Origin of the sequence: Caballeronia sordidicola (assembly GCF_002220365.1) — a bacterium.
Classification (GTDB): Bacteria; Pseudomonadota; Gammaproteobacteria; order Burkholderiales; family Burkholderiaceae; genus Caballeronia; species Caballeronia sordidicola_C.
On the sequence record NZ_MTHB01000222.1, the window covers coordinates 14,273 to 39,591 of the forward strand.

The 25,319-nt window shown below is 55.0% G+C and carries 17 protein-coding genes; 5 read left to right on the forward strand and 12 right to left on the reverse strand.

Translation table 11 applies throughout. The features are described from left to right. From BSU04_RS30820 to BSU04_RS48635, 10 genes are read right to left on the reverse strand one after another with little or no spacing between them, the layout of a single operon-like run. Nucleotides 1-411 (reverse strand): type II secretion system protein, encoded by a 411-nt coding sequence (locus BSU04_RS30820; RefSeq protein ID WP_089164088.1) that lies wholly within the window; start codon nucleotides 409-411, stop codon nucleotides 1-3. A gap of 4 nt (nucleotides 412-415) precedes the next feature. Then, on the reverse strand, nucleotides 416-919 hold the full coding sequence (locus tag BSU04_RS30825; protein WP_256983480.1) for a type II secretion system protein: 504 nt from the start codon (nucleotides 917-919) through the stop codon (nucleotides 416-418). Between the two features lie 5 nt (nucleotides 920-924). Further along, nucleotides 925-3,177 carry a secretin N-terminal domain-containing protein gene (locus BSU04_RS30830; protein WP_089164074.1) on the reverse strand — a complete coding sequence of 751 codons (2,253 nt, stop codon included), beginning with the start codon at nucleotides 3,175-3,177 and terminating at the stop codon, nucleotides 925-927. Nucleotides 3,178-3,181: 4 nt separating this feature from the next. Beyond that, the gene (locus BSU04_RS30835; RefSeq protein WP_089164075.1) at nucleotides 3,182-3,691 is read right to left on the reverse strand and encodes a hypothetical protein; all 510 of its coding nucleotides are present in this window, start codon (nucleotides 3,689-3,691) and stop codon (nucleotides 3,182-3,184) included. Then, nucleotides 3,688-4,344, reverse strand: coding sequence for a hypothetical protein (locus BSU04_RS30840; protein WP_089164076.1), 657 nt, complete (start codon nucleotides 4,342-4,344; stop codon nucleotides 3,688-3,690). Before BSU04_RS30840 ends, BSU04_RS30835 begins: the two co-directional genes overlap by 4 nt. Before the next feature lies 1 nt (nucleotide 4,345). Continuing rightward, complete coding sequence (locus tag BSU04_RS30845; protein ID WP_144021405.1) at nucleotides 4,346-5,671, reverse strand: hypothetical protein; 1,326 nt, start codon at nucleotides 5,669-5,671, stop codon at nucleotides 4,346-4,348. Beyond that, nucleotides 5,652-7,337, reverse strand: a complete 1,686-nt coding sequence (locus BSU04_RS30850) for a GspE/PulE family protein (protein WP_089164078.1) — start codon at nucleotides 7,335-7,337, stop codon at nucleotides 5,652-5,654. Before BSU04_RS30850 ends, BSU04_RS30845 begins: the two co-directional genes overlap by 20 nt. Next, nucleotides 7,334-8,524: a type II secretion system F family protein gene (locus BSU04_RS30855; RefSeq protein ID WP_089164079.1), complete on the reverse strand. Its 1,191-nt coding sequence runs from the start codon at nucleotides 8,522-8,524 to the stop codon at nucleotides 7,334-7,336. The genes BSU04_RS30850 and BSU04_RS30855 overlap by 4 nt, the downstream gene beginning before the upstream one ends. 11 nt (nucleotides 8,525-8,535) lie before the next feature. Beyond that, entirely contained in the window at nucleotides 8,536-8,985 is a 450-nt protein-coding gene (gene gspG / locus BSU04_RS30860; RefSeq protein ID WP_089164080.1) for a type II secretion system major pseudopilin GspG, read from the reverse strand. A 4-nt stretch (nucleotides 8,986-8,989) separates the two neighbouring features. After that, nucleotides 8,990-10,138 (reverse strand): cytochrome-c peroxidase, encoded by a 1,149-nt coding sequence (locus tag BSU04_RS48635; RefSeq protein ID WP_179258493.1) that lies wholly within the window; start codon nucleotides 10,136-10,138, stop codon nucleotides 8,990-8,992. 212 nt (nucleotides 10,139-10,350) lie between these two features. Between BSU04_RS48635 and BSU04_RS30870 the strand changes: the two genes are divergently transcribed. The 3 genes from BSU04_RS30870 (at nucleotide 10,351) to BSU04_RS30880 (ending at nucleotide 19,584) form a co-directional block, all read left to right on the forward strand. After that, the gene (locus BSU04_RS30870) at nucleotides 10,351-12,795 is read left to right on the forward strand and encodes an IPT/TIG domain-containing protein (RefSeq protein WP_089164082.1); all 2,445 of its coding nucleotides are present in this window, start codon (nucleotides 10,351-10,353) and stop codon (nucleotides 12,793-12,795) included. 60 nt (nucleotides 12,796-12,855) lie between these two features. After that, nucleotides 12,856-18,222: an RHS repeat-associated core domain-containing protein gene (locus BSU04_RS30875; RefSeq protein WP_089164083.1), complete on the forward strand. Its 5,367-nt coding sequence runs from the start codon at nucleotides 12,856-12,858 to the stop codon at nucleotides 18,220-18,222. A gap of 747 nt (nucleotides 18,223-18,969) precedes the next feature. Beyond that, entirely contained in the window at nucleotides 18,970-19,584 is a 615-nt protein-coding gene (locus BSU04_RS30880; protein ID WP_089164084.1) for a hypothetical protein, read from the forward strand. 65 nt (nucleotides 19,585-19,649) lie between these two features. Here the strand turns inward: BSU04_RS30880 and BSU04_RS30885 are convergent, their stop codons facing one another. Beyond that, nucleotides 19,650-20,777, reverse strand: coding sequence for an AAA family ATPase (locus BSU04_RS30885; RefSeq protein ID WP_089164085.1), 1,128 nt, complete (start codon nucleotides 20,775-20,777; stop codon nucleotides 19,650-19,652). 716 nt (nucleotides 20,778-21,493) lie between these two features. Between BSU04_RS30885 and BSU04_RS30890 the strand changes: the two genes are divergently transcribed. After that, a complete protein-coding gene (locus BSU04_RS30890; RefSeq protein WP_089164086.1) occupies nucleotides 21,494-23,767 on the forward strand; it encodes a bifunctional diguanylate cyclase/phosphodiesterase in 2,274 nt (757 codons plus the stop codon). Between the two features lie 4 nt (nucleotides 23,768-23,771). Then, on the forward strand, nucleotides 23,772-24,830 hold the full coding sequence (locus tag BSU04_RS30895) for a helix-turn-helix transcriptional regulator (RefSeq protein ID WP_089164087.1): 1,059 nt from the start codon (nucleotides 23,772-23,774) through the stop codon (nucleotides 24,828-24,830). Between the two features lie 247 nt (nucleotides 24,831-25,077). Here the strand turns inward: BSU04_RS30895 and BSU04_RS30900 are convergent. Next, nucleotides 25,078-25,319, reverse strand: a 242-nt coding sequence (locus BSU04_RS30900; RefSeq protein WP_144021406.1) for a transposase domain-containing protein, incomplete at its 5' end; no start/stop codon positions are given.

Sequence of the window (25,319 nt, forward strand, 5' to 3'; positions counted from 1 at the left end):
TCACCAGTCTCCATAGGCGGTACCATCGGCCGCGTTACCGGCGGCAGTGCTCTTCAGGTCGTAGACCAGTCCCTTATCAGGATCTTGCGGAGCGATCAGCGACCAATTCGACGCTCGCGCAACCGGATCAACCGGCACCGTCCTCAAATAGTGCTTGTCGACTAGCTCCTGCAGGGTGTCCGGATAGCGCCCCGTGTCACCGTAAAACTTGTCGATCGTGTCCCGCGTTGTTTTAAGATTCTCGCGAAGCACGGCTTCGCGGGAACGGTCGATCGTATGAAAATAGTTCGGCACCGACAACGTCAGCAACACCGCAATAATGGCGAGAACAACCAACAATTCGATGAGCGTAAAGCCCTGATTGTGCGGTAGCTTACGCCGTCCGCAGCACGAGTCGGGGGGGCGCGTCATGAGGTCACCACTTCGCATAGGGGATGCCATTGAGCCCTCGCCGCGTGGAACGAGACGCAACGTCGTAGACATCATCACCGGGTTGCGGGTCGGTCGCTTCGCTCGCATATGAGCGCGTCGACCATGTCTGACTATTTGCAGGTGCACCTTCGTTGACCATCGGGTCAGTCGGGATGCGACGCAGGAAAAAGATCTTCGCTTTGTTTGGGTCATGCGCATCTTCTACGCCATCCACGAGCGCTTGTAAGCTCGCAGGGTAGCCCGTCCCTTGAGCCGGCCGCACAAACCGGCCCTCGTCGCCGGCCAGCTTGTATGCATCGATCGCCGCTCTGATCTCTTTAAGCGCATTGCTCAGTTGCGCTTCTTTATGCCGCTGGATTTCGCGTTGGACGACAGGAAGAACGGCGCTCGCAAGCACCGCCAGGATCCCGAGCGTAATCACAAGCTCGATGAGGGTGAACCCTTTCGAACGCTTTGCGCCGGGCGTCCAGCATTGTTTTTGACTCACCGTCGTCATGGGCTAATGAGAACCGATTGGGGGGCGGGCAACTGAATATTGACCGCGGTGCCGTCGGGCGTTGCGCCCGCCGCGCTGATCACCCGGATCTGGGCAGAAGCGGACGGCGAGAGCGCCTTGAAGGTGAGTGAAAGAACCGTCGCCGTGGCGGTGGCGCCAGTGGCCGCCTTGAGGTCGCTATTACGCGCGTCGGTTACGTAAATCTGTCCGACGCTGCGATCAACGCGTTGTGTGAACAGTGTGGCGACCCCGCCTTGCGCGAGGAATGGCCCTTCTTTGACGTCCAGCACTTCGACTTGCTTGGGATCGTATCCGATAACCATCGGCAGGCTCGCGAGCGGTTGCGTTGGCTTCATATCGAGATCGACCCGGAACGTATCGCCGGTTTTGACCTGGAGCGGTCCGCGCCATTGCAATCCATCCGTCTGATTCGGATTTGTCTCCGGCGATGCGTTACCTTTGGGCGACGGGGTTCCCGCAGCGTTTGAACGATCGTCATCGCTCGTATTGTTCGAGTGAATGCTCATGTCGCGTAGGCTCGACTCGGTTCCTGACTGGAACTCCATGGTTTGCAGTTGCATGCGCGGCTTATTGCGAATCAGGCGTGGCGTGATCGACAGAACGATTTCGTCGTTTTTCTTTTCATTCTGGTCGGTGCCGAACAAGCGGCCTAAAATCGGGATGTTTCCGAACCCTGGAATATGGGTGGAGGTGCGTGTACGTTCGTCATCGATCAAACCCGCCAAGATCTGATTCTCGCCGTCTCGCAAACGCAGGACGGTCGATGCGCTTCGCGTACCGATGGTGTAGGCGAGGGATCCAGTGGTGGTCGTCACTTGATTGGCGATGGTGCTCACTTCGAGCGAAATCTTGATTGCAACCTCATCGTTGATCGAGATGGTCGGTGTCACCTCAAGTTTGAGCCCGACGTCGAGGTACTGAATATTTTCAGCGACGAATCCGGTCGTGGTGGAGGTGGACGTAATGTTCGGCACCTTGTCGCCGATCAGGATTTTTGCCGTTTCCTTGTTACGCACGCGAATCCGAGGGTTGGCGAGCAAGTTCGCGTCGTTGTCGGTTCCCTTCGCATTGATCACAAGCGGCGAGATAGTGGCGCCCGTGGTCGATGACCGGGCGTGCAAAATGTCCGCAAGCGTGAGAGCCGTGCCTGAGGGGAGTGGCACGAGCGACAGCTGGTCGGGGAATGTCACACCGAGGTTCGTCAGGCGATCACGGTTGACTTCGAGCACTTCGACTTCGAGCATCACCTCGGGTTCCGAGAGATCGTGGAGCGCAACGATACGTTCGGCCAGACTGATTGCCTCAGGCGTGTCGCGCATGAGGATCATGTTTTGCTTTTTGTCGACGACAATGTCACGGGTTTTGAGCAGCGTCTTAAGGCTTGCCGCGACATCTTCAGCTTCCGCATTGGCCAGAAAAAACGATCTCACTGTGAGCGGCTGATAGTCCTTTTGCTTGGCCGTCGTGTCCGGGTATATCAGCACGGTGCTTTTATCGAGCACACGCTGGGCTAGTTGGCCGGTCAGCAAGACCGTGTTGATCGCATCCTTGATGGACGTCTTGCGCAAGTAGACTGTTACCTTCTGGTCCATGTGCACATCTTTGTCAAACACGAAGTTCAGCCCGGACGTCTTCGATAGGATTTCGAACACCTGTTTAATGCTGGCTTCACTAAAATCGAGGGAAATTGTGCGCCGATAGGCCTCGGCGAGCTCGGGGCTGTTGGTCGGGCTTTGCGTGCGTTGCTCGATGAGCCCGAGCAATTCTCTTGCTCGCGCATGATCCGGCTCTTCAGCGAGAATCATGCGCAGTTGTTGGCGCGCACCTTCCTCGTCTTTCGCAGCTAACGCGTTCTCCGCTGCGTGCAACAGTTGACCATCAACCGGCGCGCGCTGCACCCGGCGCAGACCATCAAGCGCTCGCCGGTTGCCCGGGTCGGTTGCCAAAATCCGTTGATAAATCAGCGTTGCCTGGGCGTAGTTGGATTTCAGAAGCGCATCGTTCGCATCGCTCAGAAACTGTGTGATTACCTGCTCGCGGTATGTCTCATAGGCCATGCGGATCTGCGCGTTGTTTGGATCGAGCTGGCGCGCTTGTCCAAACTTAACCAGGCTCTCCTCAGTGCGACCCTGTGCGCGCAGCGCCTGAGCCTCTTGGAACGCTGGGTTCCCTGTCGCGCAGGCATTTAACAGGACTAGGGCGAAAATGCAGATGATTCTGAGTTTCATCGGTTCAGTCGATTTGCAGCGTCTGCATCAGGTGTAGAGGCTTATTGGTAATGGTGATGTTGGGCAGCGCGATGCTCTCGATCTTGTAGTCATGTAGGATCGTATCGCCGGCGGAAACAACGAAAGTCTCGCCGTCCTTCGAAAGAAAGACTTTCCAACCGGCGGGTGTCGTCATTTTCCCAATGTAGGTAAAGGGGCCTGCCGGCTTTTCAGCGAGCGCGGGAGGTAGAGGCGGAACGAGCGAGGCGGGGGACGCCCACGAGGTTGGGCGAAACATCTCGTCTTCGTCGTCTAGATTGGATGAGATTGACGACTGAATGCTTACGCGCGGGCGCAACGGCTGAACACTTAGCTTGCCGGGTTCGAGCATCGGGCGCGCACGCGCTGCCGTCGGGTGGTTGCGGACCGATTGCGCCGCCGCGATGTTGGACTCGTCCGAGTGCATCGCCGTCCAGATCACCGAGACCGCAGTCATCCCCGAGAACAACAGAAGCACGCCATGACGCTTATTCATCGGAGACCTTCCGGCAAGGGAGGGAGATCGAGCGTCACATTTGTCACCGCCAAGGCGGGCGCCTGGGCAGCCGGCGTCGCTTGCGCCGTCACGACCCGTTCTGCTGGCTTATCGTTGATGTAGAGCGTCAGGTGCAACTTCGCCTCAACCGCGGACGAAGCCACGTTGTTGCGCTTGAATTCGATATCGTCTAGCGACAGGTTGGGGCTGTCCGACAGCACTTGCCTGACAAAGAGGTGGATCGCTGAGTAGGTGCCCTCGACTGGACAGACAATCGTGTATTGGCCGAACCCTCCGTCTTTGATCCACTGCGTTTCATAGGTCGCTTTTTTGACGACCAGCCCTTTCTTGAATCCCTGATCGAAGAGGGCGGCTAGTCGTGGTTCGATCAACCCGGGATTACTCAACACTGCGTAAAACACCCGGCCGTTTTGATCGACAGGCTGGGCATTGGCGCGCTCACGGTGGTCTGCGCTCGCACGTTGTCGGAATGCATCGAGCTCCGAGCGTGCCGAAGTGACCGTCGACGTTCCCACTGTATGGACAAGATAAGCCCCCAGTACACTGACGACGAGCAAAAGAGAGCTGGCGAGAACCGGCCATCCCACATTCGAGCAAGTCACTTTCGCGCGCAGTACGAGATCTCGCCACATATCAGCTCGCCCACTTCGCGCGGAATTCAAATCGCAGCGGTTTCGCGGCGTCCCGATCGACGACCTCATGCGCAGTGAGATAGGCGCTCGCAAACGGTGCCTGCAATCGAAGGCGATTAATGAAATCGAGCATATTGCCCGCGTTGGCGGCTTCCGCCACACCCGTGACTTCATTACTGGCGGCGTTCGGGCGCAACGATAGAATCGCAACGTCGCCCTTGGATGCGAGGGCCACGCCGTGCAGCAGATCGTCCCAAGGCAGATTCAGCGACGCGACCGCGCGATTGATCGCTTCGACCTGGTGTGCCGTGAGAGCGGGCGCGGCAACTCGTCTGCTCCCGGCCGATAGCATTTGCTGGGTAATATGCGCTCGTTGAGCGTCCACTTGCGCGAGCGAAACACGCGTGGCTGCAATCTCTTTTGCGCCCCATGCAAGCGGAATCGCACAAAGGACTGCGAGCACACCTCCAAGCACGGGAGACCTCGCTTGTGGGCGTTCTAATTGAAGGAAATCGAATCGTGCTATCTGCGCGAGTGCCACGTGGGTGGTCTGATGTCTTAGTCGTCCAATACGCCGTAGTGTTGCAACCCAGCCTGACCGTGGAGCCGCAGCCGTTGGAAAACCCGTTGCTGCTTCATCGACCAGGTAAGGCTTGGAGCCAATGCTTACGCTGCTTGACAGGGTCATACGGGTGAAAACGGAGTCGAGCAGGAATGTGCGTGCATCGACATGACTTGGAAGAAACTCTTGATGCAATATGGGATGTCGCGAATCAAGAAGCATAACGGTGGCGCTCGAAGCGCCGTAAGACGCGAGCCACTGCCGATCTCGTGAAGGCTCAGGAACAAGCCGTTTGGCTGCCCAGGTGATTGCTGGTACGACCGAGGCCAAGGTGAACCGTGCGTCGCGAGACAACTTCACCAGGCCGTCAAAAAGCTCGCGTTTGATCGCAAATACGGGCAACCGTGCGTTCGACGCGAAATTGGGCACAACCCGCCAAGTAGCATCGTTCTCGTTGTAAAGGCGGATGAACCGGGCGCGTGCCAGCGTTGTGATATCGGTCAAGCGATAGACGCTCTTGGGCACGTCGACCGAGAATGCGCGCACATAGGTACTGTCTAAAATGACAGTCAGTACCCTGACGACCGGGGAGGCCGGCTCGATCAGCCTGCGAGCGATCGTGACAATCTCGCTCATGTCGTCGCGCCAGCTGCACGGAAGTTCAATGAACCAGCTTTCGCGCGCCAGAAACGACGTGTCGCGCTCGAGCAACATGCGCTCGGCGCCAATCCTCAACGTATAGCGCCTAGTCGGCCATCGTGACACGTTTGACCTCGCTTAACGTGGTGTGCCCGGCGCATGCCAGTGCCACAGCGGCTTCGCGCAAGCTGCGGGTGCCCGATGATCGAGCCAAGGTTTTGATGGCCGTCAGGGACGACTTATTCAGGATCAGTTCCCGAAGTGCATCGGTCATGACGAGCACCTCAGCGATTGAGCGCCGACCCTTGAAGCCTGTTTGCCGGCACTGCGGACAGCCCTTGCCGTGGCGCAGCGTCGCCCCGGCAAAGCTAATGCCTGGCCAGGCTTGCCTGTCTGCGTCTGTTGGGACATACGCATCGGCGCAATGTACGCAAATCAGCCGAATTAGCCGTTGCGCGCTGATGCCGTTTAGCGCCGACAAAAAGGCGTAGATATCGACCCCCATGTGCGTAAAACGGCTGAACACATCGAAGCTGCTGTTCGCATGCACGGTGGTGAGCACCAAATGGCCGGTGAGCGCCGACTGGATGGCGATTTCGGCCGTCTCGCGGTCTCGAATTTCGCCCACCATGATCTTGTCAGGATCGTGCCGCAAAATTGATCGCAGCCCGCGCGCGAAGGTCAACCCCTTCTTGTCATTCACAGGGATTTGCAGCACGCCGTTCAACTGATATTCGATCGGATCCTCAATGGTGATGATCTTGTCGCGCCCGTCATTGATTTCGCTAAGCGCCGCATAAAGCGTTGTCGTCTTGCCCGAACCGGTGGGCCCGGTGACCAGCAACATGCCGTAGGGAGCAAGCGCAAGTTGACGCAGTGCGTCGATGTCCGCAGGATCGAATCCTAGCGTGCTCATAGACAGCAGACCGGCGCTGTCAAGCATCGACTTTTTATCGAGCACGCGAATTACCGCATCTTCGCCGTGGTGACTCGGCATGATGGACACGCGCAAATCGATTTGACGGCCGCCCGACGTGATGCGAAAACTCCCGTCCTGAGGCACGCGCCGTTCGGCAATGTCGAGTTCCGCCAAGACCTTTAGGCGTGACACGACCTGTTCCGCGAGCCGCGAACCGGTAATCGTCTTGGCCGGGTCGAGCACGCCGTCAATGCGGAATTTAATGGCAAGGCCAGTCGCAATGCATTCCAGGTGAATATCGGAGGCGCCAAATTTCAAAGCGTCATACAAGGTCGATGTGAGGATGCGGACGGCCGCGCTATGCGCGTCGTTGACCGCAGCGAGGCTGATCTCCTCTATACCTGAATTGGCAAGGGGAGTGCCGTCTTGAACCTCAGCCACGACAGCGTCTACTGCGCGCGTATCTGTGTCAAACCTGGAAAGACAGGCGAGGACATTTTCGGGTGAGGCAAGCGCAATGCTGATCGAGCATTGAAAAATTGCCTCGACAAACGGTTTCAGGTCCAAGTCGAACGGGTCGGTACATACGCAATATAATTGCCCGTCTTCAAAAAACAACACTACGCGGCGCTCGATGCATGTCTTAAGCGACAGTCGCGTGAAGTCAGCAACGACCTCCTCGAGGTGATCGTGATTGAGAACACGAAGCTTAAAGACAGCGCCAAGACGGTCGACCAATTGCGATCCGTCTAGTTTCAGTGCGCCCTGGAGGGATTCGACGGTCGCATTCCCGCTGGCGCGTGCGATCTGCAGGGCGCCCAAGAAGTCAACCTGGGCTTGATCGGCGGCCGCGATGTCGGAATGCGCGGTCATTGCAGGCTTCCGGCCAAATCAAATATTGGCATGTAAAGCAGCACGACAATGCCGCCGACGACCAGACCGATGATCGTCATCAGGATCGGTTCGAAGGACCGCGTGAAGCTGTCGATGAAACGCGACACTTCACCCTCATAGAATTCTGCGGCACTGGACAGCATGTTGCCGAGTTGCCCCGAGCGCTCTCCTGCGCGCAGCAAGCGCAATGAGATGGGTGTCGTGAGCGAGTTAATCTGGAACGCGTCACTCAGTACGCCGCCTTGTTCGATACTTTCCCGCGCTCGATCTAGCGTACCGGCGACATCTGGCGCGTTCGCGGTAGCGACCGTGCGTAGCGCCGCCACAACAGGAATGCCGCCTTCAAGCAGCATTCCCAGCATGTTGTAAATCCTCGATAGTCGATACAACCTGACGTGATGACCCACAAAAGGCGTACTAGCGAGGACCTTGCCGAAGGCGGCGCCTTTGCGCATCTTGTGGACTGTAACGACGATCGTGGCGACGAGTACGACGAGAAGCGCGCCAATGAGGGGCTTGTTAGCGGCTACGTATTCGCCGTACTGAAGCAGAATTCGCGACGTCCACGGAAGCGCCTGACCCGAGTCCTGGTACACCACAGCAAAGCTTGGTACCACATAGCCGATCAGGAAAAACGTGACGAGCGTGCCGACTGAGGCGAGGATCGCCGGATAGATCGACGCAGAGATTAGCTTGCTGCGGATCTGATCAACCTTACGTTGGTAGTCGATGAATCTCGTGAGCGCGTGCGGGAGGTTGCTCGTGCCTTCCGCTGCGCGAACCAGACCCACATACAAGTCAGTGAACGTGGCAGGTTGGAGCGCAAGTGCGTCGGACAGCCGTAGGCCTTCCCGTACTGCGGCGTGCACCGATCGCAGCACTTGCTGGCGTTTGCCCTCGTCTTTTTCGGCGAGCCCCTCGAGGCATTCTGGCAAACTGAGTCCGGCGTTGAGCAACGCCAATAGTTCCTGACTAAAAAGTGTCAGTGAAACTTTACTCTTTGCCCGCAACGACCTGGGCGCGCTCGACGTTTTGAGCGCTTTGATATCAAGAATGCGGTGGCCACTCGTTTCCAGGCGACGTCGTGCGTCAACGGCATCGGGCGCGTGAACCGATATCGTCTGGACTTGTCCGGTAGGCATGACGGCACGAACATCGAAGCGCATGGTCGGCTCAGTTAGGGTCCGACGACGTCGGCGTCTTCACCCGTACCGCCGGGCTGCCCGTCCTTGCCGTACGAGGTGATGTCATAGTCACCCTTGACGCCCGGGATATGAAACACGTACGGATGGCCCCACGGGTCCGATGGGACGTCTTTGCTCAGATAGGGTCCATTCCAGGCGGGCGCATTCGATGGACGGGTCACGAGCGCCGCAAGTCCGTCTTCCTGTGAGGGTAGCGAGCCTACGTCGATGCGGTAGGCGTCCAGAGCCTTGCTGAAGGCGTCGATCTGGCTCCGTGCAACGGTCGTCTTGGATTTGCCGACTTGAGCGAAATACTTGGGACCGACATAGGATGCGAGCAACCCGATGATGACGATGACCACCAGAAGTTCCAGCAAGGTGAAGCCGCGTTGCCGAATCGTTGAAGAGGCGGTGGGGGCGCGGAAAGTGAAAGACGGTTTCATGTTGTCAGTAAGGTCGGCGCAACGATGTCGTTGCTGAGCGGGCCGCGGCGATATTGTGGCGAAGAGCAGCCGTGTCGGAACCCGTGAGTGTGGTAAGAAAGTCGAGCAATTCCAGTCGTTCTACCGGCGTCAGAATGATCGGTCGGCCGCTCGCGTCGGTGCGCTGATAGGTTTCGAGGTCCACCGCTTCTTCGAGCGTACTGACTGAGCCGTCATGCATGTAGGGACCCGTGATAGCAACGTTTCGAAGCGAGGGAGTCTTGAATTGACCGATGTCCTTCGGGTCGTTAGTGACGACGAAACGTCCGAGTGCCGCAATATCGCTGCTGCTCAAGACGAGTTTGCCAATCGCCGCTTCGTCACGGGCGTGCGCAGCCAGCACGGCTTCTACAGCAGCTGGCAGGCGCTCGGCTAGGCGCTCCATTCCGATGCTCGAATTGTGAAACTTACCATCTGTAAATAATGCATGGTTGCTTTCAATTAAATGACAGCCTGAGCATTTGCCTAGGCCCTTAAAAATCCCCAAACCATGCATCTGCGAAGCAGTCAGGGCATCGGACTCGTTACCGTATGTATAACGGTCGAATTTTGAATTTCCTGATAGTAATGTTCTTTCGAATGCGGAAATTGATTTGCTGACCCCTGAAGCGGTGATTTCGCCGCGTTTTTTTTCGGGAAATGCGTTTCGAAATAATCTTTGATATCCGTCGCTCGCCTTCAATCGTTGAAGCAATTCATCGACGTCGCGAAGTCCGTATTCCTTCGACGTGGTAAAGGGCTGAAGGCCTTGATCCTCGAGCGAATCGCTGCGTCCATCCCAGAATTGTGACGTGTTGAAGGCAGAATTGAGTATTGAGGGGGCGTGACGCTCGCCCTTTTGCCCAAACGCTCCTCTGGATAAGGGATTGGGGTCCGCGAACGCGTGACTGGGGTCGTGGCAGCCAGCGCAGCTGACTTGCTTGTCTGCGCTCAAGGAGTTGTCGAAAAAGATGCGTTTTCCGAGCGCGACTAGGTTCGAATTTAGGCCTTTAATCGAGGCAGTATTTGGCAGCCCCAACGGCAAATTTGAGGACGAGTTTTGGTCGTGCCCGAAAGCATGCGATGAGGAGAAGCAATAAAAGAAGGCAAAAATAATCCATCGGCTCGTGCGCACGAGCACTCCGATAATGTAAATGTAATATAAACGGAACTGTTATGTAACATTTAGTAAAAATTAGTAACACGGAACTTTCGTTGAAATCAATAATCTCACAAATACGTGTTTACCCTTATTGTTGAAACTTTCAACTTCTTTGAGTATGCCCCTCAATTCGCCTGCATTTAGGCACAGAAAAATTACAGATAGACCTACTTGTCGGCGGCCAGATGTCGGGGAAAAACCATCTGCGCGCAGTGTTTTTGCGCGCTCATGCATCACGGAATTCGAATATTGAGCGTGCCGCCGGATCCCAACCAAAGGGAAGGGCGCGTCGTTCGGTGCACCAGTCACCGCGTCTGCGGAGCCTCGTGGTTGGCGCGCTGGCGCTTTTTCTTGTCACAGGCATTTGTCCTGCGCTCGCACAGGTTCAGTACTCCTACGATCCTAACGGGCGCCTCGTCAAAGTGACGATGCCCAATGGGGCGTTCGCGACTTACGCATACGATCCCGATGGCAATATTCTCTCGATTTCCAATTCGGCCGCGACGGCGGTCTCGATCACGGCTATGACCCCCCAATCGGGGCCGGTTGGATCGACCGTAACCCTGCAGGGAAGTGGCTTCGACCCCGTTGTGGCGAACGATACCGTCCAGTTCAATGGGACGTCCGCGGTCGTGACAGCGGCGAGTGCGAGTAGCCTCCAGGCAACGGTTCCGTCGGGGGCAACCTCGGGGACGGTATCGGTGACGAATAGCCATGGCAGCGCTGTGGCGCCCGTACCGTTTAACGTCGTAGCGAACAACGCCCCCACCATTACGCAGATTTCTCCAGTGGCGGGCGCGGAAGGGGCTGCGGTCACGATCACAGGTACGGGATTTAACCCGTCAAAGGCGAACGATTCTGTCAGTTTCGGAGGTATTGCAACGAGCTTGAACAGTGCAACCGCGACGTCGATTGTCGCGGTCGTGCCCACACAAAGCTCCTCCGGCAAGGTTTCTGTAACGACAGCTGGGGGGCAGACGACAAGTACCGCCGACTTCTTCGCGATTCCAAATAGTGTGACGCCGTCCGCCGTCACGACCAAGATTCGCATCCAGCCGTCGGCGGCCGCTCAGACCGTAACGGTGGCTTCGCAGATCAAAGCGGCAGTGATGATCTTCGACGCTGTGAGCGGCCAGAAAATGTATTTCCAGCCCACGGCCAGCACCATTTCGCTTGGTTCGACGTTGACTGTCTATTCACCGACCGGCTCCATTGTCTTCAACACGCTCATAACCAACACGAACGGAGCCTTTTCCGCCGACCGACTGCCGGTTACAGGCACGTATACCGCACTATTGACCGTCAATTCGGGCGGCCATGTCAAATACCAGTTGTTGCCCGGTCCGAGTGATATTTCTGGGCAACTACCAACGGATAGTTCGACTATTAGCTTGAACTTGGCTGTCGACCAAGGGGCGAGCTATACCTTTTCTGGCAATGCTGGGCAGCTGTTTGACATTCAGACCACGGTACCCGATGGCGCTACCCTCGTTCCGAGATTTTTCGTACAGGATTCGCAAGGCAACGTTATCGCTGACAACGGATACACCTGGTTTGGGGCGACGACGATGCACTTGCCTGCGCTTCCAGCGACCGGCACCTATACGGCGAGGTTTAGCCCTGTTGATCTTGGTACCAGTTCGGCTACGGTGCAGCTGATTTCAGTTCCCGCGCCAGTTACCGGGACGCTCACGGTTGATGGTGCCCCACAAAACCTCCAGCTTTTGCAGTATCAATCCGCGTCGTACACGTTTTCAGGGACGGCGGGACAACGCCTTTTCCTGGAACCCGCGCAGTCAACGTTCGACTCCACTCTTTATGCGATTGTCACGGCACCTGATGGCACACAGGTGCTGAACACCATCATGAATGGGTCCACAGCGGAAGCTGATGATTTGACTGCGCTCCCGGTCAATGGTGTTTATACCGTTCGAATAATGACATCCGACGACGGCGCAGGTTCGATGACCTTGGCCTTGAACACCAAACCGGCCGACCAAGTCGTGTCAGCAACCGTAAATGGAGCGCCTGTCCAGGTGAGTCTGGCTTTCGATCAGGATGGGCAGGTGTCTTTTGTCGGCGCCGCGAATCAATCCCTATGGATTCAACCGACGGCGTATTCGTTCGGCAACTGCGTGAACGCCGTACTTTCAGACGCCAGCAACACGGTTTTAGTAGCGACCCTGTTTTGCGATGCCAGCCCGACCAGGGTTGACCTAGGCCAGATCGCTGCCTCGGGGACCTACCACATTGAATTGACTCGCTCTGAAGACCCGAGCGCCGGAGCTACAACATTGTCTGTCAAGTCAGTACCGTCGGACAAGACGGGCACGATCACAGTGAACGGCGCGGCGGTGACCGCATCTCTGGGGGTGCATCAAAACGGCCACTACACGATCAGCGGGACTGCGGGCAACGTGCTCACGATCGCCACGTCCGCACAGACGCTTGACAGCAGTACGTATCTTCAATTGTTTGCTCCAGACGGGAGTTCAGTCGACCTTTGGTTTCCAGCGTCGCCAAGTGATTCACATACGCTTCCTGCGTTGCCCTCGACCGGGACGTACGTGCTTGAGATTGTGCCCAGCACTACGACGGCAGGAAAGATAACGCTCAAAGCAACTAAATAGTGTGAGTTCCGCGGCTGCGGTCGTGCACGAGACCTTCGAGAAATCGAAGTGATTAAAAATATGAATACCAACGGGGTTTGGCGCTGCATAGGACGCGCCTGCGCGCGCGAGATTGTTGCTCCGTTGACAGCGGTAATAGCGTCCGTCCTGCTTGTCGGCTTGCTTGTTGAACCGACCTGCGCGACAGCCGATACCGCAGTGCCAAACAAAGTCATCTCATTGCAGCGCACGCTCGCGGCACAACCCGATACGGAGAAAGGACAAGCGGCCACACTGCTTCCAGATGGCGTCTGGCTTCTGTCAGGTGGCAACGCGAATTCGAAGGCTCTGGCTGTCATCGATCCTGCCACCGGGCGCAAAACGGTTCTTCCTTACACCCTGAATCAATCACGGACCGGACATAGCGCCACGCTTCTGCCAGACGGCACCGTGTTTGTTTATGGCGGGGCCGATGACACAGGCTCGGTGCTGGGCACAGGTGAAGTGATTGATGTTCACCAAGGTACGACACGTTCGCTCGGAACCGTAGGGTTGCTCGCCCGTACTGCTCATACTGCGACGCTGCTCGCTGACGGGACTTTATTGTTCCTTGGCGGTCGAGATGCTCGAGGCGTCGGCGTCGCGGATGCCGAACTTTTTGATCCCCAGACGCAGGCGGCTTTGAAGATCGATAGTCGTCTGGATCCCCTCCGCTGGGATCAGGTCGCAGCACTCCTTCCCACATCTGGCGTGCTTCTAGTCGGCGGGAAGAATACTTCGACTCCCGATATCGCCCTCGCGCAAACGTTCGATCCAGCGGCACGCCTGCTGACACCGATCGACGACTCTTCGGCATCCGCGTTGGCCAACTCGATTATGGGCACGGCTGCGCCAGTTTTGGTCGCGACAACACCGACGTCCTCCACGACCGATTTCGGGGTGAACGCGAGGCTCGTCGTCAAACTCTCCAAGCGGATGAACGTTTCAACACTGAGCACGCAAACGGTCACGCTTATCGGCCCTAACGGACCCGTCAACACGACCGTTGTGGGCGCTGAGCGTGGTCTTCTCATTTTCGTGACGCCAAAGCAAGATCTGCTTCCCGCGACTCACTATTCTCTATTTGTCAAAGGCGCGACGGATGAATTAGGCCAGCCATTGCCGGTTGTTACGGTAGGCTTTTCTACGGGTTCAATCGCAGCCGCCAATGCACGCGCTAGATCCGGAACAACCGGCATCGGCGCTCCGGGAGCAGATGCAAATGCAACTAGCCAAGCAGCTTCTACTTCCGTTGCTGCTGCTTTGCAACCGCAGGCCGCGAGCGACGCGACGGTCGCTGATGCCGAACTTGGCGCTGAAGAGTGGGTGCCAGAAAACCGCCACCAGCACGGCAACTGGCGCACCGGGCGCCACAGAAGTCGTTATCAATCTCTACCGCCGTTGCAGGCGGCCGGTGGCGTGACGGCCCTGACGGGGCAGGTGCTTCGTCTTAACGGCAAGCCGCTCGCTGACGTTGAACTTAGCGCAGGTGGAAAAACGACGCGTACCGATGCGACAGGCCGATTTGTGCTCGAAAATCTTTCGCCCGGACCCGCTGTCCTCGAGATCAATGGCGCGACCGCGGATGGGCGCTCGTCTGCATACGGCTATTTTTCCGATCGTGTGATCTTGAAAGCGGGCACGACAACGGCGTTGGGTTATCCGATTTGGATGACGAGACTTGATACAAAGCACGTGGTCAACATCGCATCACCGACGATCCAAGAGACCGTTATCACCAATCCTCTCATACCGGGCTTGGAGTTACACCTGCCGGCAGGAACGGTCATTAAAGATAGACAGGGGACAATCGTCACTCAACTGTCCATTACAGCGATTCCGATTGATCGACCCCCATTCCCACTGCCAGTCGGCGTGAACGTGCCAACTTACTTCACCGTCCAACCTGGTGGCGCGACGATAGAAAACCTGAATTCGCGCACGCCCGTTGGCGCTCGCCTGATCTACCCGAATTTCACGAACCAGCCGCCGGGTTCGACTGTTCTCTTTTGGGATTATGACCCGCAAGGAAAGGGTTGGTACGTCTATGGGAAGGGAAAGGTTAGCGTCGACGGCAAGCAGTCCATTCCCAATCCGGGCGTTGCCATCTATCAATTGACCGGCGCGATGGTTGGCTCACCGGACATCGGCCCACCGCAGAATCCGCCGCCGTGTCAGGACGATTCGTGCAATGGTCCGAATCCCCCGCCTGATCCGAACACGCCACCGGATCCCAACACCCCGCCGGATCCGGGCCAACCTGACCCGAACAATGGCAGTGGCGACAGCGGTAGCTCGGGTTGCATGGCAGCATTGGCTGGCGACCCTGTTGACTGCTCTACAGGCATCTTCATGTACCGCCACCGTGATCTATCGATCAAGGACAAGGTATCGATTGGCGTCACGCGGACATATCTTTCGCGTGATGGATCACAACGTGCCTTTGGGATCGGTGCTACGCACGACTACGACATGTTCCTCGTTGGGGACATTCTGCCGTGGACTTATCAGGATTTGATCCTTCCGCGCGGTGGACGTATTCATTTCACGAGGACCTCCTCAGGGGGTGACTTTTTAAGCGCGATATATGTTGCACAGGGGACGGCGAACACGAAATTTCAAGGTGCAACTCTTTCGTATAACCCCGCTGCCATTGACTGGCTGTTAAGAACGAAGGACGGCTCGGTGTATGAGTTTCCAGATGCTGAGGGCAACACTATTCCCTCGCAGTCTGGGATGCTGTCGTTCACTGATAGCAACGGCAACAAGGTTACGATTGAGCGAAATGCCGTGAATAGCAACGTTTCGCGCATCGTATCGCCGAACGGTCGATTTATCACGTTCGCATACGACGACAATGCCCGGGTAACTCAAATCACGGACATTTCGGGTAGGGTCGTCCAGTATCAATACGATGACTTGGGCCGACTATCGGCTGTCACTGATCCGAATGGTGGCGTAGAGCGGTACACCTACGACGACAATAACAACATGCTGTCTGTCACTGACGCCCGCGGCAATCTGAAGATTCAGAACACCTACGAGTCGACTTATCAAGGTGTTGCGACGCAGACGTTGGCCGACGGCGGGGTCTATCACTTCAGCTACGGATTTTCGTCGGCGCCGGTAACCGGCAACTCGTTTCCGAAGCATTTGACCACCGATGTGACCGATCCAACGGGCGTCCTGTCGCGTCGCACGTTCGACACCAATCCGAATGCTACGACGAGCGTCGCCGGCCTGAACGGCGACTACGTTCTGCAGTTTGATCAAGCGCTTGGAACGCCGCTTCAGTGGTCTCGTACAGCGACTCGAGATGCGGCAGGCAGAATGACGTCCTTCGTCGACGAGCTGGGTCGAGTGACCACTCTTGCCTATGACGTTGCCGGAAACCTCACAAGTCGGACCGTACTGTCTGGAACATCGCAGGCTGCGGCAACGACATATGCCTACGATGGGATGAATCGCCTTGCCAGTAAAACTGATCCGCTCGGACATTCAACGTTTTATGTATATGACTCGTTTGGGAACTTGATCACTACGACCGACGCCGCTGGTCACGTTTGGTCGCGAACTTTCGATTCACAAGGGAATCTGGTCACTCTGAGGGATCCGCTTAGCGACACAAAGACCTACGCGTTTTCGAACGGGCTGTTATCTCAGGTCACCGATGAGATCGGCAGCGTAACCCGTTTTAACCGGGATTCCCTCGGTCGCGCTACTTCAAGCGTCGATGCTTTAGGTAACAGCATAAGCTACAGCTATGACGTACTTGATCGCATCGTCAAAGTGACAGATGCGACTGGTCGCGTCCTAAGTAAGCAATTCGACGCAAATGGGAACGTTCTTCAGATCACAACGCCTGCAGGGTTGATATACAGCTACACATACGACAGTCGCAACCGAACTACAGGTGAGACCGATCCTGCGGGGAAATCCAGTTCATGGGCATACGATCCAGTGGGGCGCCCGGTGACGTTCGTCGACAGAAAGGGGCAGTCGACGACCATGACCTACAATGTGCTGGGTCAGCTTGTAACACTTCAATATGCGGATGGCTTGTCGGATACAAGGGTTTTGGACGCCGCCGGCAGGCTGGCCTCCGTCAGTCGCGGAGGGAACACTTACTCGTTTGTGCGAAATGGATTGGACAATGTGATTCGCGAGCAAGGACCCGCAGGGGAAGTTAACTCAACCTACGACGTTCTTGGTCGCCGAAGCACGTTATTAATTGATGGGCAGACTTCCATCTCTTATAGCTATGACAGTGTTAATCGACTCACTTCGATGTCTCAGGCGGCGGGGCCGTCAAATGGGAATGTCGTACAGAACGTCTCTTATTCCTGGGACGCGGCGAATCGTCTGAGTGGCCGTACTCTTCCGAACCAAATCGTTGAGACTAGAAATCTGAATCAATCGGGCGATGTGACGCAGATATCGTTCACTTCGTCATCGTCCAGTTTGGGAGCAATTGTCTACACATACGATGCTCTCCATCGGAGGACCCTGCTGGCTGGTAATCTTGAGTCGGCGACACTTCCGAGCCCAGCAGCGTTTCAATATGACGCTACCGGTCGCCTGTCTGCATTTAACGGCGTCGGACTCACGTACGACGATAACGGCAGTATGACTTCCGACGGTACGCGGAGCTATCAATGGGATTCGCGCGGTTTCCTGTCACAGATGCAGACGTTAGCAGGGCAACAAATAGCGGCTTACTCATATGACGCTTTGGGTCGGCGCTCCACCGTTATGTTGCCCTCAGACACAGCGCCACGAATGTTTGCGTATGACGGGCAAAACGTAACACAAGAATCGCTCACTAATACCGGGACTAGTCCCACGCTCGTTGCGAACTATTTGAACGGGCCCCTAATTGACGAGGCGATCGCTCGTTTCACTCCGACGAGCAGTGAAACCTACCTTGTTGATGCGTTGGGAAGCTCGGTGGCCTTGACCAACCCTACGGGTGCCATTGCGACGAGCTATTCTTACGATGCCTACGGTTTTACGGGAGTGGCCGGCGGGAATTCCAGTAATTCGCGTCAATACACAGGTCGCGAGAACGATGGTACGGGACTTTATTATGAGCGCGCCAGATACTATAGTCCTTCGCTGGCCCGCTTTATAAGCGCGGATCCGATCGGATGGGAGGGCAGGCAAGTTAGTAGGTATGCGTATGTTGCAGGAGATCCCATCAACTTCAACGATCCTTTCGGAACCGTACGAACCCCGACGTCCTGGTGCCCAAATTGTAGTGGTCCGAATGGTGGGAAAAATTGGCCGAATCCATATTGTGACGGGTGCTACGGGAAATCCCAAGATCCGGAAGGAGGGGTGCCTCCTTTACCGATCGTACCTGAATGGCTTACTCCCGAGCCCGACCCGGGCGGCATGTGTCCCAAATGAGGTGAAAGTCGCTGTACCGAATATCAGGGGCCACACGTGTGAACGGTGGTCGAACTCTACCCGCTCAAATGGCCGCGAACGAGGCATTGATTTGGCGAAAAGTCCTGCGGTGGCGTCAAGGACAAGCGCATCTTTGACGCCGCGAAGGCGAGATGGCCTGATTCGGCTCGATCTTGGACGCGCCCATAGACGCGCATTTCGCCCCAAAACTTCTCCGCCGTCGCATCTCAGAATCAAAGTCGCATACCCGAAGAACCGTGTTAACATTTAAGTATGGAGGTAATCGATCAAAACGCTGCATGACGGTGAAATCATGTTGTGGAAATCTGTGCCTGTGAAAGGTCTTGGCTCGTCATTGTTGATGTGTGTTTGGCGTCGGCGATCGTATACTGGCGATGGGGAGTTCGGTAGTTAATATATTTAGGGGGTCTGCGACGAGCGGGGTGATCAAACGTTATAAAAGTGCCTAGTTGGCGGGAACACGTTTCGAGTCTGTTATTCACACGCACAATTGACTTCAAACAAAATCATTGCGCGTGTTCCTGTGGATGTCGTATCACAAGATTCGTTTGACCTGCACAGACGGTCAAAAATATTCGCACAAAACAGGTGGAGCGTAACTTACAGGTTTATATATTCTTTGCATCGGTTCGATAGTTTGATTATCGCTACTATATTCAAGGCATTTTAAACTTACAATTTCTAAGGGCTATTGTGGAACCATCAGACAGGTCGGAGTTTTACCTGATGACTCTGGACAAATCTGCTACGAGCGTGGTGGATACAATACGTATTGATCTAGATATTACAGTAATTGCGTCCATTCTTGAATGCGAAAAAGAAATTATATTTGAAAAGACATTTCCTAAATATAAAATTATCAAATTACTTAAACGTTTAGAAGTTAACAGCTTTAACGCTTTTACGAACGGGAAAATTAGGCTTCCGACTTTAGTTGATCAGTTACCTTATCGCGTTCATACAAATAGCGAACTGATCATGATGGTAAAGGGAATCAAGCCCTTAGCAGTTTTCGAAGAAAGTTATCCTTTAAATTCAGCAAAAGAGTCCTCTATCGAATCAAAATTTGATCAAATCATCGCAGACAGAAGATTTGTGAAAAGAGAGATGACTCAGCTTGCAACTTATCACGATCCAGAAAGAAAGCACATGCGTACACGGCCAATACGGATTGTCTTGTATTCATTGGCGAGTGAGGAGTGGAGAATAGATGCTTATATTTTATTGAAAATGACCGCACTGAAATCGGGCTACGGTGAACTTTATGAGCGAATGGAAGGGTCTTTGCTCGGGTACACAGAATGGCAAAACGATGCTTTCATTGCAATGAGAGCTCAATAGTGAGTATCAAAGGAAGGAGCTTTAAAGCAATCGAAGATCTTAAAGAATATCGCATTTCTGAATTTTTATCGAAAACTACCTAATTTGCTCAGTCCTTTTAACCATGTTTGACCATTGCTCTTATAAACAATCGTGGCATTTATTTGAGCGGATTCAGCTAAGGCTTCCGCGAGTGCGTTTGAATGCGTAACTAGCCAAATTTGAGTATTTTCGGCGGCGGACCGTATCATTCTCGCTAAAGCGGGAATCAGACTTGGATGTAAGCTGTTTTCAGGTTCATTGAACGCAATGAATGGCGGTAGTCTATATGAGAACAAAGCACCGGCGAGCGCCAAAAACCTTAAAGTGCCGTCGGATAGCTCTGAAGCTGCGAAAACACGGTGAGGATATTCGGGGTATAAGACACCAAATGAAGTGGTCGTTTCCGGAAAGGGAACAATTAACTGAGCACCCGGGAATGCATCATTTATCGCTTCGTCCAGATCGGCGGTATCCTGCCTGATGTGCTTTAAAGTCGCAAAAACGGCCGAGAGGTTATTCCCATTGGAAAAGAGAGTCGGGCTTGTTATCGGTAAACCAGGTTGACGTAACGGTGCAGTCGAATCCGTTCGGAATTCGTGGAAAAAAGCCCACTGCTGGATGCTCGATCGCACTGCATGCAGGTCCGGGTAGTTTATCGGATCTTTCAATGACGCGAGCAGCGTTTCTGAAGCGAGCAAAGCGATCATCGTTTCATTTTTTTCCCCCTTGGCATTGACTGTAAATGAATACGAGTTCTTCCGATGTAGTAATATTTTTTCAGTTCGCCCTTGTAAATCCACTAATTTTTCTTCCCGAATTTGAGGTTCCAATGGAAAAGCAGGACTAGGCGGAGGTTGTACAAAGCCTACTTGGCACTCGTATTCGTAACAAGGGGCTTTCGATACGGGATGGCATAATGTCACCGAAAGTATGATTCGAGCTTTTTCACCGCGTGCTCTTTCACCTGCCCAGATCGCAGAGGCCATGCCTCCTTCACGTGCCAACTCCGTTGCCAAAGAGCCATTCGCCGCGGCTTGAATAAGTTGCAGTGATCGGTACAAGTTTGTTTTTCCAGTTCCATTCTCTCCAACAAAAACACTAAGTTGTCCGATGGGGAAACTGATGGATCGTAGCGAGCGATAACCTGATATGCGGACATTTGAGATAATCATTTGTGCGTTGTTACCTGAAATTTTGCGACATATGGAAATAACCTGTTGTTTGGAGGCGTCCCTGAGAAATCATTTCTCGGAGAGCCATTTTACCGAAAGTCATCTCATGTTTGATATCTTGGTTCTACTTGAGCCGATGCGTTTAACAGAATGCTCCCAGCCCGGCATCTGATACCCAACAGTATTTTGAATTTTACATAATTGTATTCCCTATTGAAGTTTAACCTGATTTGTAGCCGTTAATATATTTGGTTGTCGAGATCGGGCAAAGAATTTAACCGTCGAAGATGGTTATCAGATCCGAGCGTCGAAATTGACGGCTGAGATCGTGGTGATGAGGCTCCTCCCGTTGAAAGCCTGTTGAAACACGACCGACGATCGGCGCTGCGGAACAGAGGTGCCTGTTTGCTGGAAGGCTCTGTTTTCCTTCAGGAGTTCGAGCTTGGCGGTGACCATCTACGGAGTGACAACTTTATTTCGCGCGGCCAAAACCCATACCCAGTAACGATCCGATAAGAACGTCTTCGTTTCGCGGGCTTTAGTGACATCTTTATTGAAGCGATGGTGACAACGTTATTTTAGTCTACGCCACCACACCTCCGATCTCAGCATAGGCGTTGGTTCCGCTTGCCAGCAAGGTAAGGGATTCGTACCATACGTGCATTAATCATATGGATCCAAGGGTAGCGGCCTGGTCCAGCAACGGGGGCGCCGCTATGGCGGATACCAAGAAAGGGCGCGCTCGAAGGGCGCTTAGTGATTGGGCATATCACGTCCGACTGCTGCGGCCAGCACAGTCTGTCGTTTGGATTTTGGCTGTTGCTATTATTATCATTGTCGTCATCTGGAGCGCGGTTATTCTTCGCATTCAGGCCGAGCGGCAGGAAACGCGTGATGCCGCAGTCGCAGCGTCAGCGCAACTGGCTTCTGCGTTTGCGCAACATATCAGCAAGACTGTTCATGACGCGGATGCCGTTGTGAGTTGGGTGAAATATGAGTATGAGCGCTCGCCATCGACGTTCGATCTTGGGAAATACCAGCGACAAGGGTTGATTTCCGCTGACACTGCACTGCAAGTTACGCTGATCGGTGCCTACGGCGAGGTCATGCAGACCACAACGTCAAATGCGAAGCCGGTAAATCTTAGTGATCGGCCTCACTTTCTAATCCATCAGGCCAACGCTGACGCCGGTTTGTATATCAGTCAGCCGGTCGTTGGCCGCGTCTCGAAGCAGTCGACATTGCAGTTCACGCGCCGATTGAATCACCCCGATGGTTCCTTTGCAGGTGTGGTGGTTGTGTCGGAAGATCCAGCCTACCTGACTGATGGCTTCTACAACAGGGATGCGCTGGGTGGGAACGGCATGATCGCGGTCCTGTCGGACAACGGTTATCTGCTATCGCGGCGAGTCGGGGACGAATCGGGGTCGCCCGAAGGGCCGCCCGCGTCGGCGTATAGCAAATTCGCTCGCATACAGCGAGAAACGCTCGCTGACCCAGTAGATAACGTCCATCGGATCGTTACCTATCGGCATCTTGCGCAAGAGCACGTCGCTGTCGTGGTTGGACTATCCGAACGCGACGTCTTTGCCGCTTATAGGCATGCGAAGGCCCTGTATTTCCTGATGGCAGGTTTGATCAGCGCAATGCTGTTGGTAGCCGCGGGTGCTGTAGCCGTCGTTATTCGTAAATTGCGGTATGTCGCGGAGACTGACTCGCTGACCGGTCTGCCAAATCGGCATCTGCTCACCATCGCTTTGCGTCGGCGAATGTCTGCTATTGGCGCTACGGGTCGTCTAGCGATGATCTACATTGATCTCGACAATTTCAAGAAAATTAACGATTCGCTGGGACACAAGGCCGGCGACGATTTGTTGAAAAAAGTCGCTTCTCGGCTCGCTGAGGTGCCAGGAAAAAACAGATTGCTCGCACGCATGGGTGGAGACGAATTTGTCATTCTGGTCGAGCATGTCGATGCGGCGGCGACGGCGCGAGACGTAGCAGAAGCCACGATCCGGACGTTTGACCGGGTATTTGGCATACACGGCAACAGCTATCTTATTCGCGTGAGCATCGGCATCGCGGTGTACACGGACCACAAAAGCACGGAATTTGATCTGCTGACCGAAGCAGACCTCGCGATGTATTCGGCAAAGGCGGAGGGCAAGCCAGCCAATGTAAGCAGGTGCTGTTTTTACACGCCGGTGCTGGCTGAACGTGCACGGCGCGAAGCCGAACGACTCCAGGAGTTGCAATACGCAATCATCAATCGTGAGTTTTTCGTTGAATATCAGCCTGTCGTGAGCCTTGATACTGGCGACATGATCGGCGTCGAGGCATTGGTTCGATGGCATCATCCGGAAAAGGGGGTCATTCTGCCAGGGGAGTTCCTTCCGGTTGCAGAGGCTAGTGGCCTGATCGTACAAATCGGAGAGTTTGTGCTTGAGCAAGCCTGCCAGGATTTCCGAGCGTGGCAGGAAGAAGATCCGAGACCGTTGACCCTGTCGGTTAACGTGTCGGCAGTGCAGCTGGCCACTGGGGACCTGGTGCACGCGGTCAAGCGGTGTCTCAACGATTACATGATCGAACCCGACCGGCTGCAACTGGAAGTGACGGAGACGGCAATTCTGGACCGCTCCGCCATCGTTAGTACCCGGCTTAACGAATTACGTGACGCCGGTGTCAAGATCGTGCTTGATGATTTCGGCCGTGGCTACTCATCGCTATCGCACCTGCTGGACCTCGCGATCGATGGCGTGAAGATCGATCGAGAATTTACCCGACGCGTGCCTGATGACCGGTCAGCCGCCGCAATGCTGGCGAGCCTGATTGGGCTTACGCGCGAGCTGGGATTGAGTCTTGTCGTCGAAGGCGTTGAGCTACATCGGCAGGTTGATTGGCTTAGGCAATTCGGGAATCTTGCTGTCCAAGGCTTCTACTTTTACGAGTCGCTGCCCGCGGCTGATCTGCCGATCGGCAAGGTGGCTTAGTCCCATGCCTACGGCAACTACAGAAAGACGCGCGGGCCAGCAGGAGGGGGTCGTCTTCGAGGGCGGTGAGCAGATAGGGCGCGATCGTGTCACCCTGCGGCTGCGCTGCTACTCGGGAGCGAAATTTGTCCTGGAGCGCCAGCTAGTTCGAGTGGATGGAGTGACGCTCACGCAGGTATTTACTGTCGAAAATGAAGCCGCGCTTCACGATTTTGCTACGGCGGATCCGTACGGTGACACCCTTCGCGCTATCTACCAGTCCATACGGCAAAGCTACCTTGTGGAACGCGATGCAGGGACGACGCATCGTATTGCCAATAAGTCGACAGTTGATATCGCCGGGGAGATCAATAGGATCGAGAATTGTCAGAATGAGGCTGAGTTAATGGCGGTGGCCCACGCTGTGACGAGCGCTCTAGGTGCGACGCAGTACATTTTCAGCCGGCTCATATTGGACGACAAGTCCGGAGACGTGATCGAATACCGTTATTTGGTCGGATGCGATCCGGCATGGTTAAACAAATATATCGATCGCGTGTGGTACATGAATGACCCATCGCTCGAATATGCGAAGCGCAACGTGACGCCGGCGCTGTCGTCGCAACTAGACTTGTACAGCGACGGCCACTGGCTGCCGACCGAAGCGGCGGCACACGGTTTCCGAAACAACCTCGTCTGTCCAGTGCATCTTCGTGCCAACCAAGGTCGCACCAATTCGCTCGTCGCCATGCTTCAGACCAGCAACGGAGAATCAAAGGAAGCAGGGGAGGGTGTGCTGTGGGGTAACCGGCTTATGCTGCGAGCGCTTGCCAGCGAAATGCTTGACTGGCACCTGACTGGTCAGCGTCAGCAGGCCACGAGTGAGTTTGGCCTTGATGAGCAGGATCTGGATGTGCTGCGAAGACTGCGCAGCGGTGGCACGGCGAAGAACATCGCGGAAGCCTTGGACCTGTCCGTCAAATCCGTTTATGCGAGCGTCTACCCAAAGGTCAACAAGAAGATGGGCGCGTCACACATCTCGAATGCTGTAGCGATGGCTGTCAATTGTGGCTTGATCGAGTAGTGGCGACTGAACCTTTGATCATACCAAACGTGAGCCGGTTTGGAAATGGTAATTCGGAAACGTAATTCCCCGTAGTTATTGCGCTAAATTCTGCCCCACTAGTCTCCGATGCGCCGTAAGCGGCTCGGCTGGGCCGTGTCCTCACGCGCGCGCGAGTGAGGCATGATGGCGATGGCGTGTTGGAGTCCGTATAGATCAAGGGAGATCGTGTCCACGATCGGCGATCATGGGGACGATCCATCCAAATCTATCCAGATCTACCGGATTGAGATTGTGGCGGGGTGAGGGGTTTTAGTTTGTCAGCCACATTCCAAGGCAGCAATTCGTCGATGCGAGAGATCTTGTGATCAGCGATGTGGGTCAGGATGTATTCTAGGTAGGCACGCGGGTTGATTCCGTTGAGCTTGCACGTCCCGATCAAGCTATACATCGCGGCGGCCCGCTCGCCCCCGCTGTCGGAGCCGACGAACAGATAATTTTTGCGTCCGA

What these genes read in the sequence shown, in the direction of transcription:
- gspG (WP_089164080.1), bottom strand. Translation starts at nt 8,985, where the DNA reads ATGAAACCGTCTTTCACTTTCCGCGCCCCCACCGCCTCTTCAACGATT.
- BSU04_RS30850 (WP_089164078.1), bottom strand. Translation starts at nt 7,337, where the DNA reads ATGACCGCGCATTCCGACATCGCGGCCGCCGATCAAGCCCAGGTTGAC.
- BSU04_RS30820 (WP_089164088.1), bottom strand. Translation starts at nt 411, where the DNA reads ATGACGCGCCCCCCCGACTCGTGCTGCGGACGGCGTAAGCTACCGCAC.
- BSU04_RS30855 (WP_089164079.1), bottom strand. Translation starts at nt 8,524, where the DNA reads ATGCGCTTCGATGTTCGTGCCGTCATGCCTACCGGACAAGTCCAGACG.
- BSU04_RS30895 (WP_089164087.1), top strand. Translation starts at nt 23,772, where the DNA reads ATGCCTACGGCAACTACAGAAAGACGCGCGGGCCAGCAGGAGGGGGTC.
- BSU04_RS30840 (WP_089164076.1), bottom strand. Translation starts at nt 4,344, where the DNA reads ATGTGGCGAGATCTCGTACTGCGCGCGAAAGTGACTTGCTCGAATGTG.
- BSU04_RS30875 (WP_089164083.1), top strand. Translation starts at nt 12,856, where the DNA reads ATGAATACCAACGGGGTTTGGCGCTGCATAGGACGCGCCTGCGCGCGC.
- BSU04_RS30880 (WP_089164084.1), top strand. Translation starts at nt 18,970, where the DNA reads ATGACTCTGGACAAATCTGCTACGAGCGTGGTGGATACAATACGTATT.
- BSU04_RS30830 (WP_089164074.1), bottom strand. Translation starts at nt 3,177, where the DNA reads ATGAAACTCAGAATCATCTGCATTTTCGCCCTAGTCCTGTTAAATGCC.
- BSU04_RS30870 (WP_089164082.1), top strand. Translation starts at nt 10,351, where the DNA reads ATGTCGGGGAAAAACCATCTGCGCGCAGTGTTTTTGCGCGCTCATGCA.
- BSU04_RS30835 (WP_089164075.1), bottom strand. Translation starts at nt 3,691, where the DNA reads ATGAATAAGCGTCATGGCGTGCTTCTGTTGTTCTCGGGGATGACTGCG.
- BSU04_RS30885 (WP_089164085.1), bottom strand. Translation starts at nt 20,777, where the DNA reads ATGATTATCTCAAATGTCCGCATATCAGGTTATCGCTCGCTACGATCC.
- BSU04_RS30890 (WP_089164086.1), top strand. Translation starts at nt 21,494, where the DNA reads ATGGCGGATACCAAGAAAGGGCGCGCTCGAAGGGCGCTTAGTGATTGG.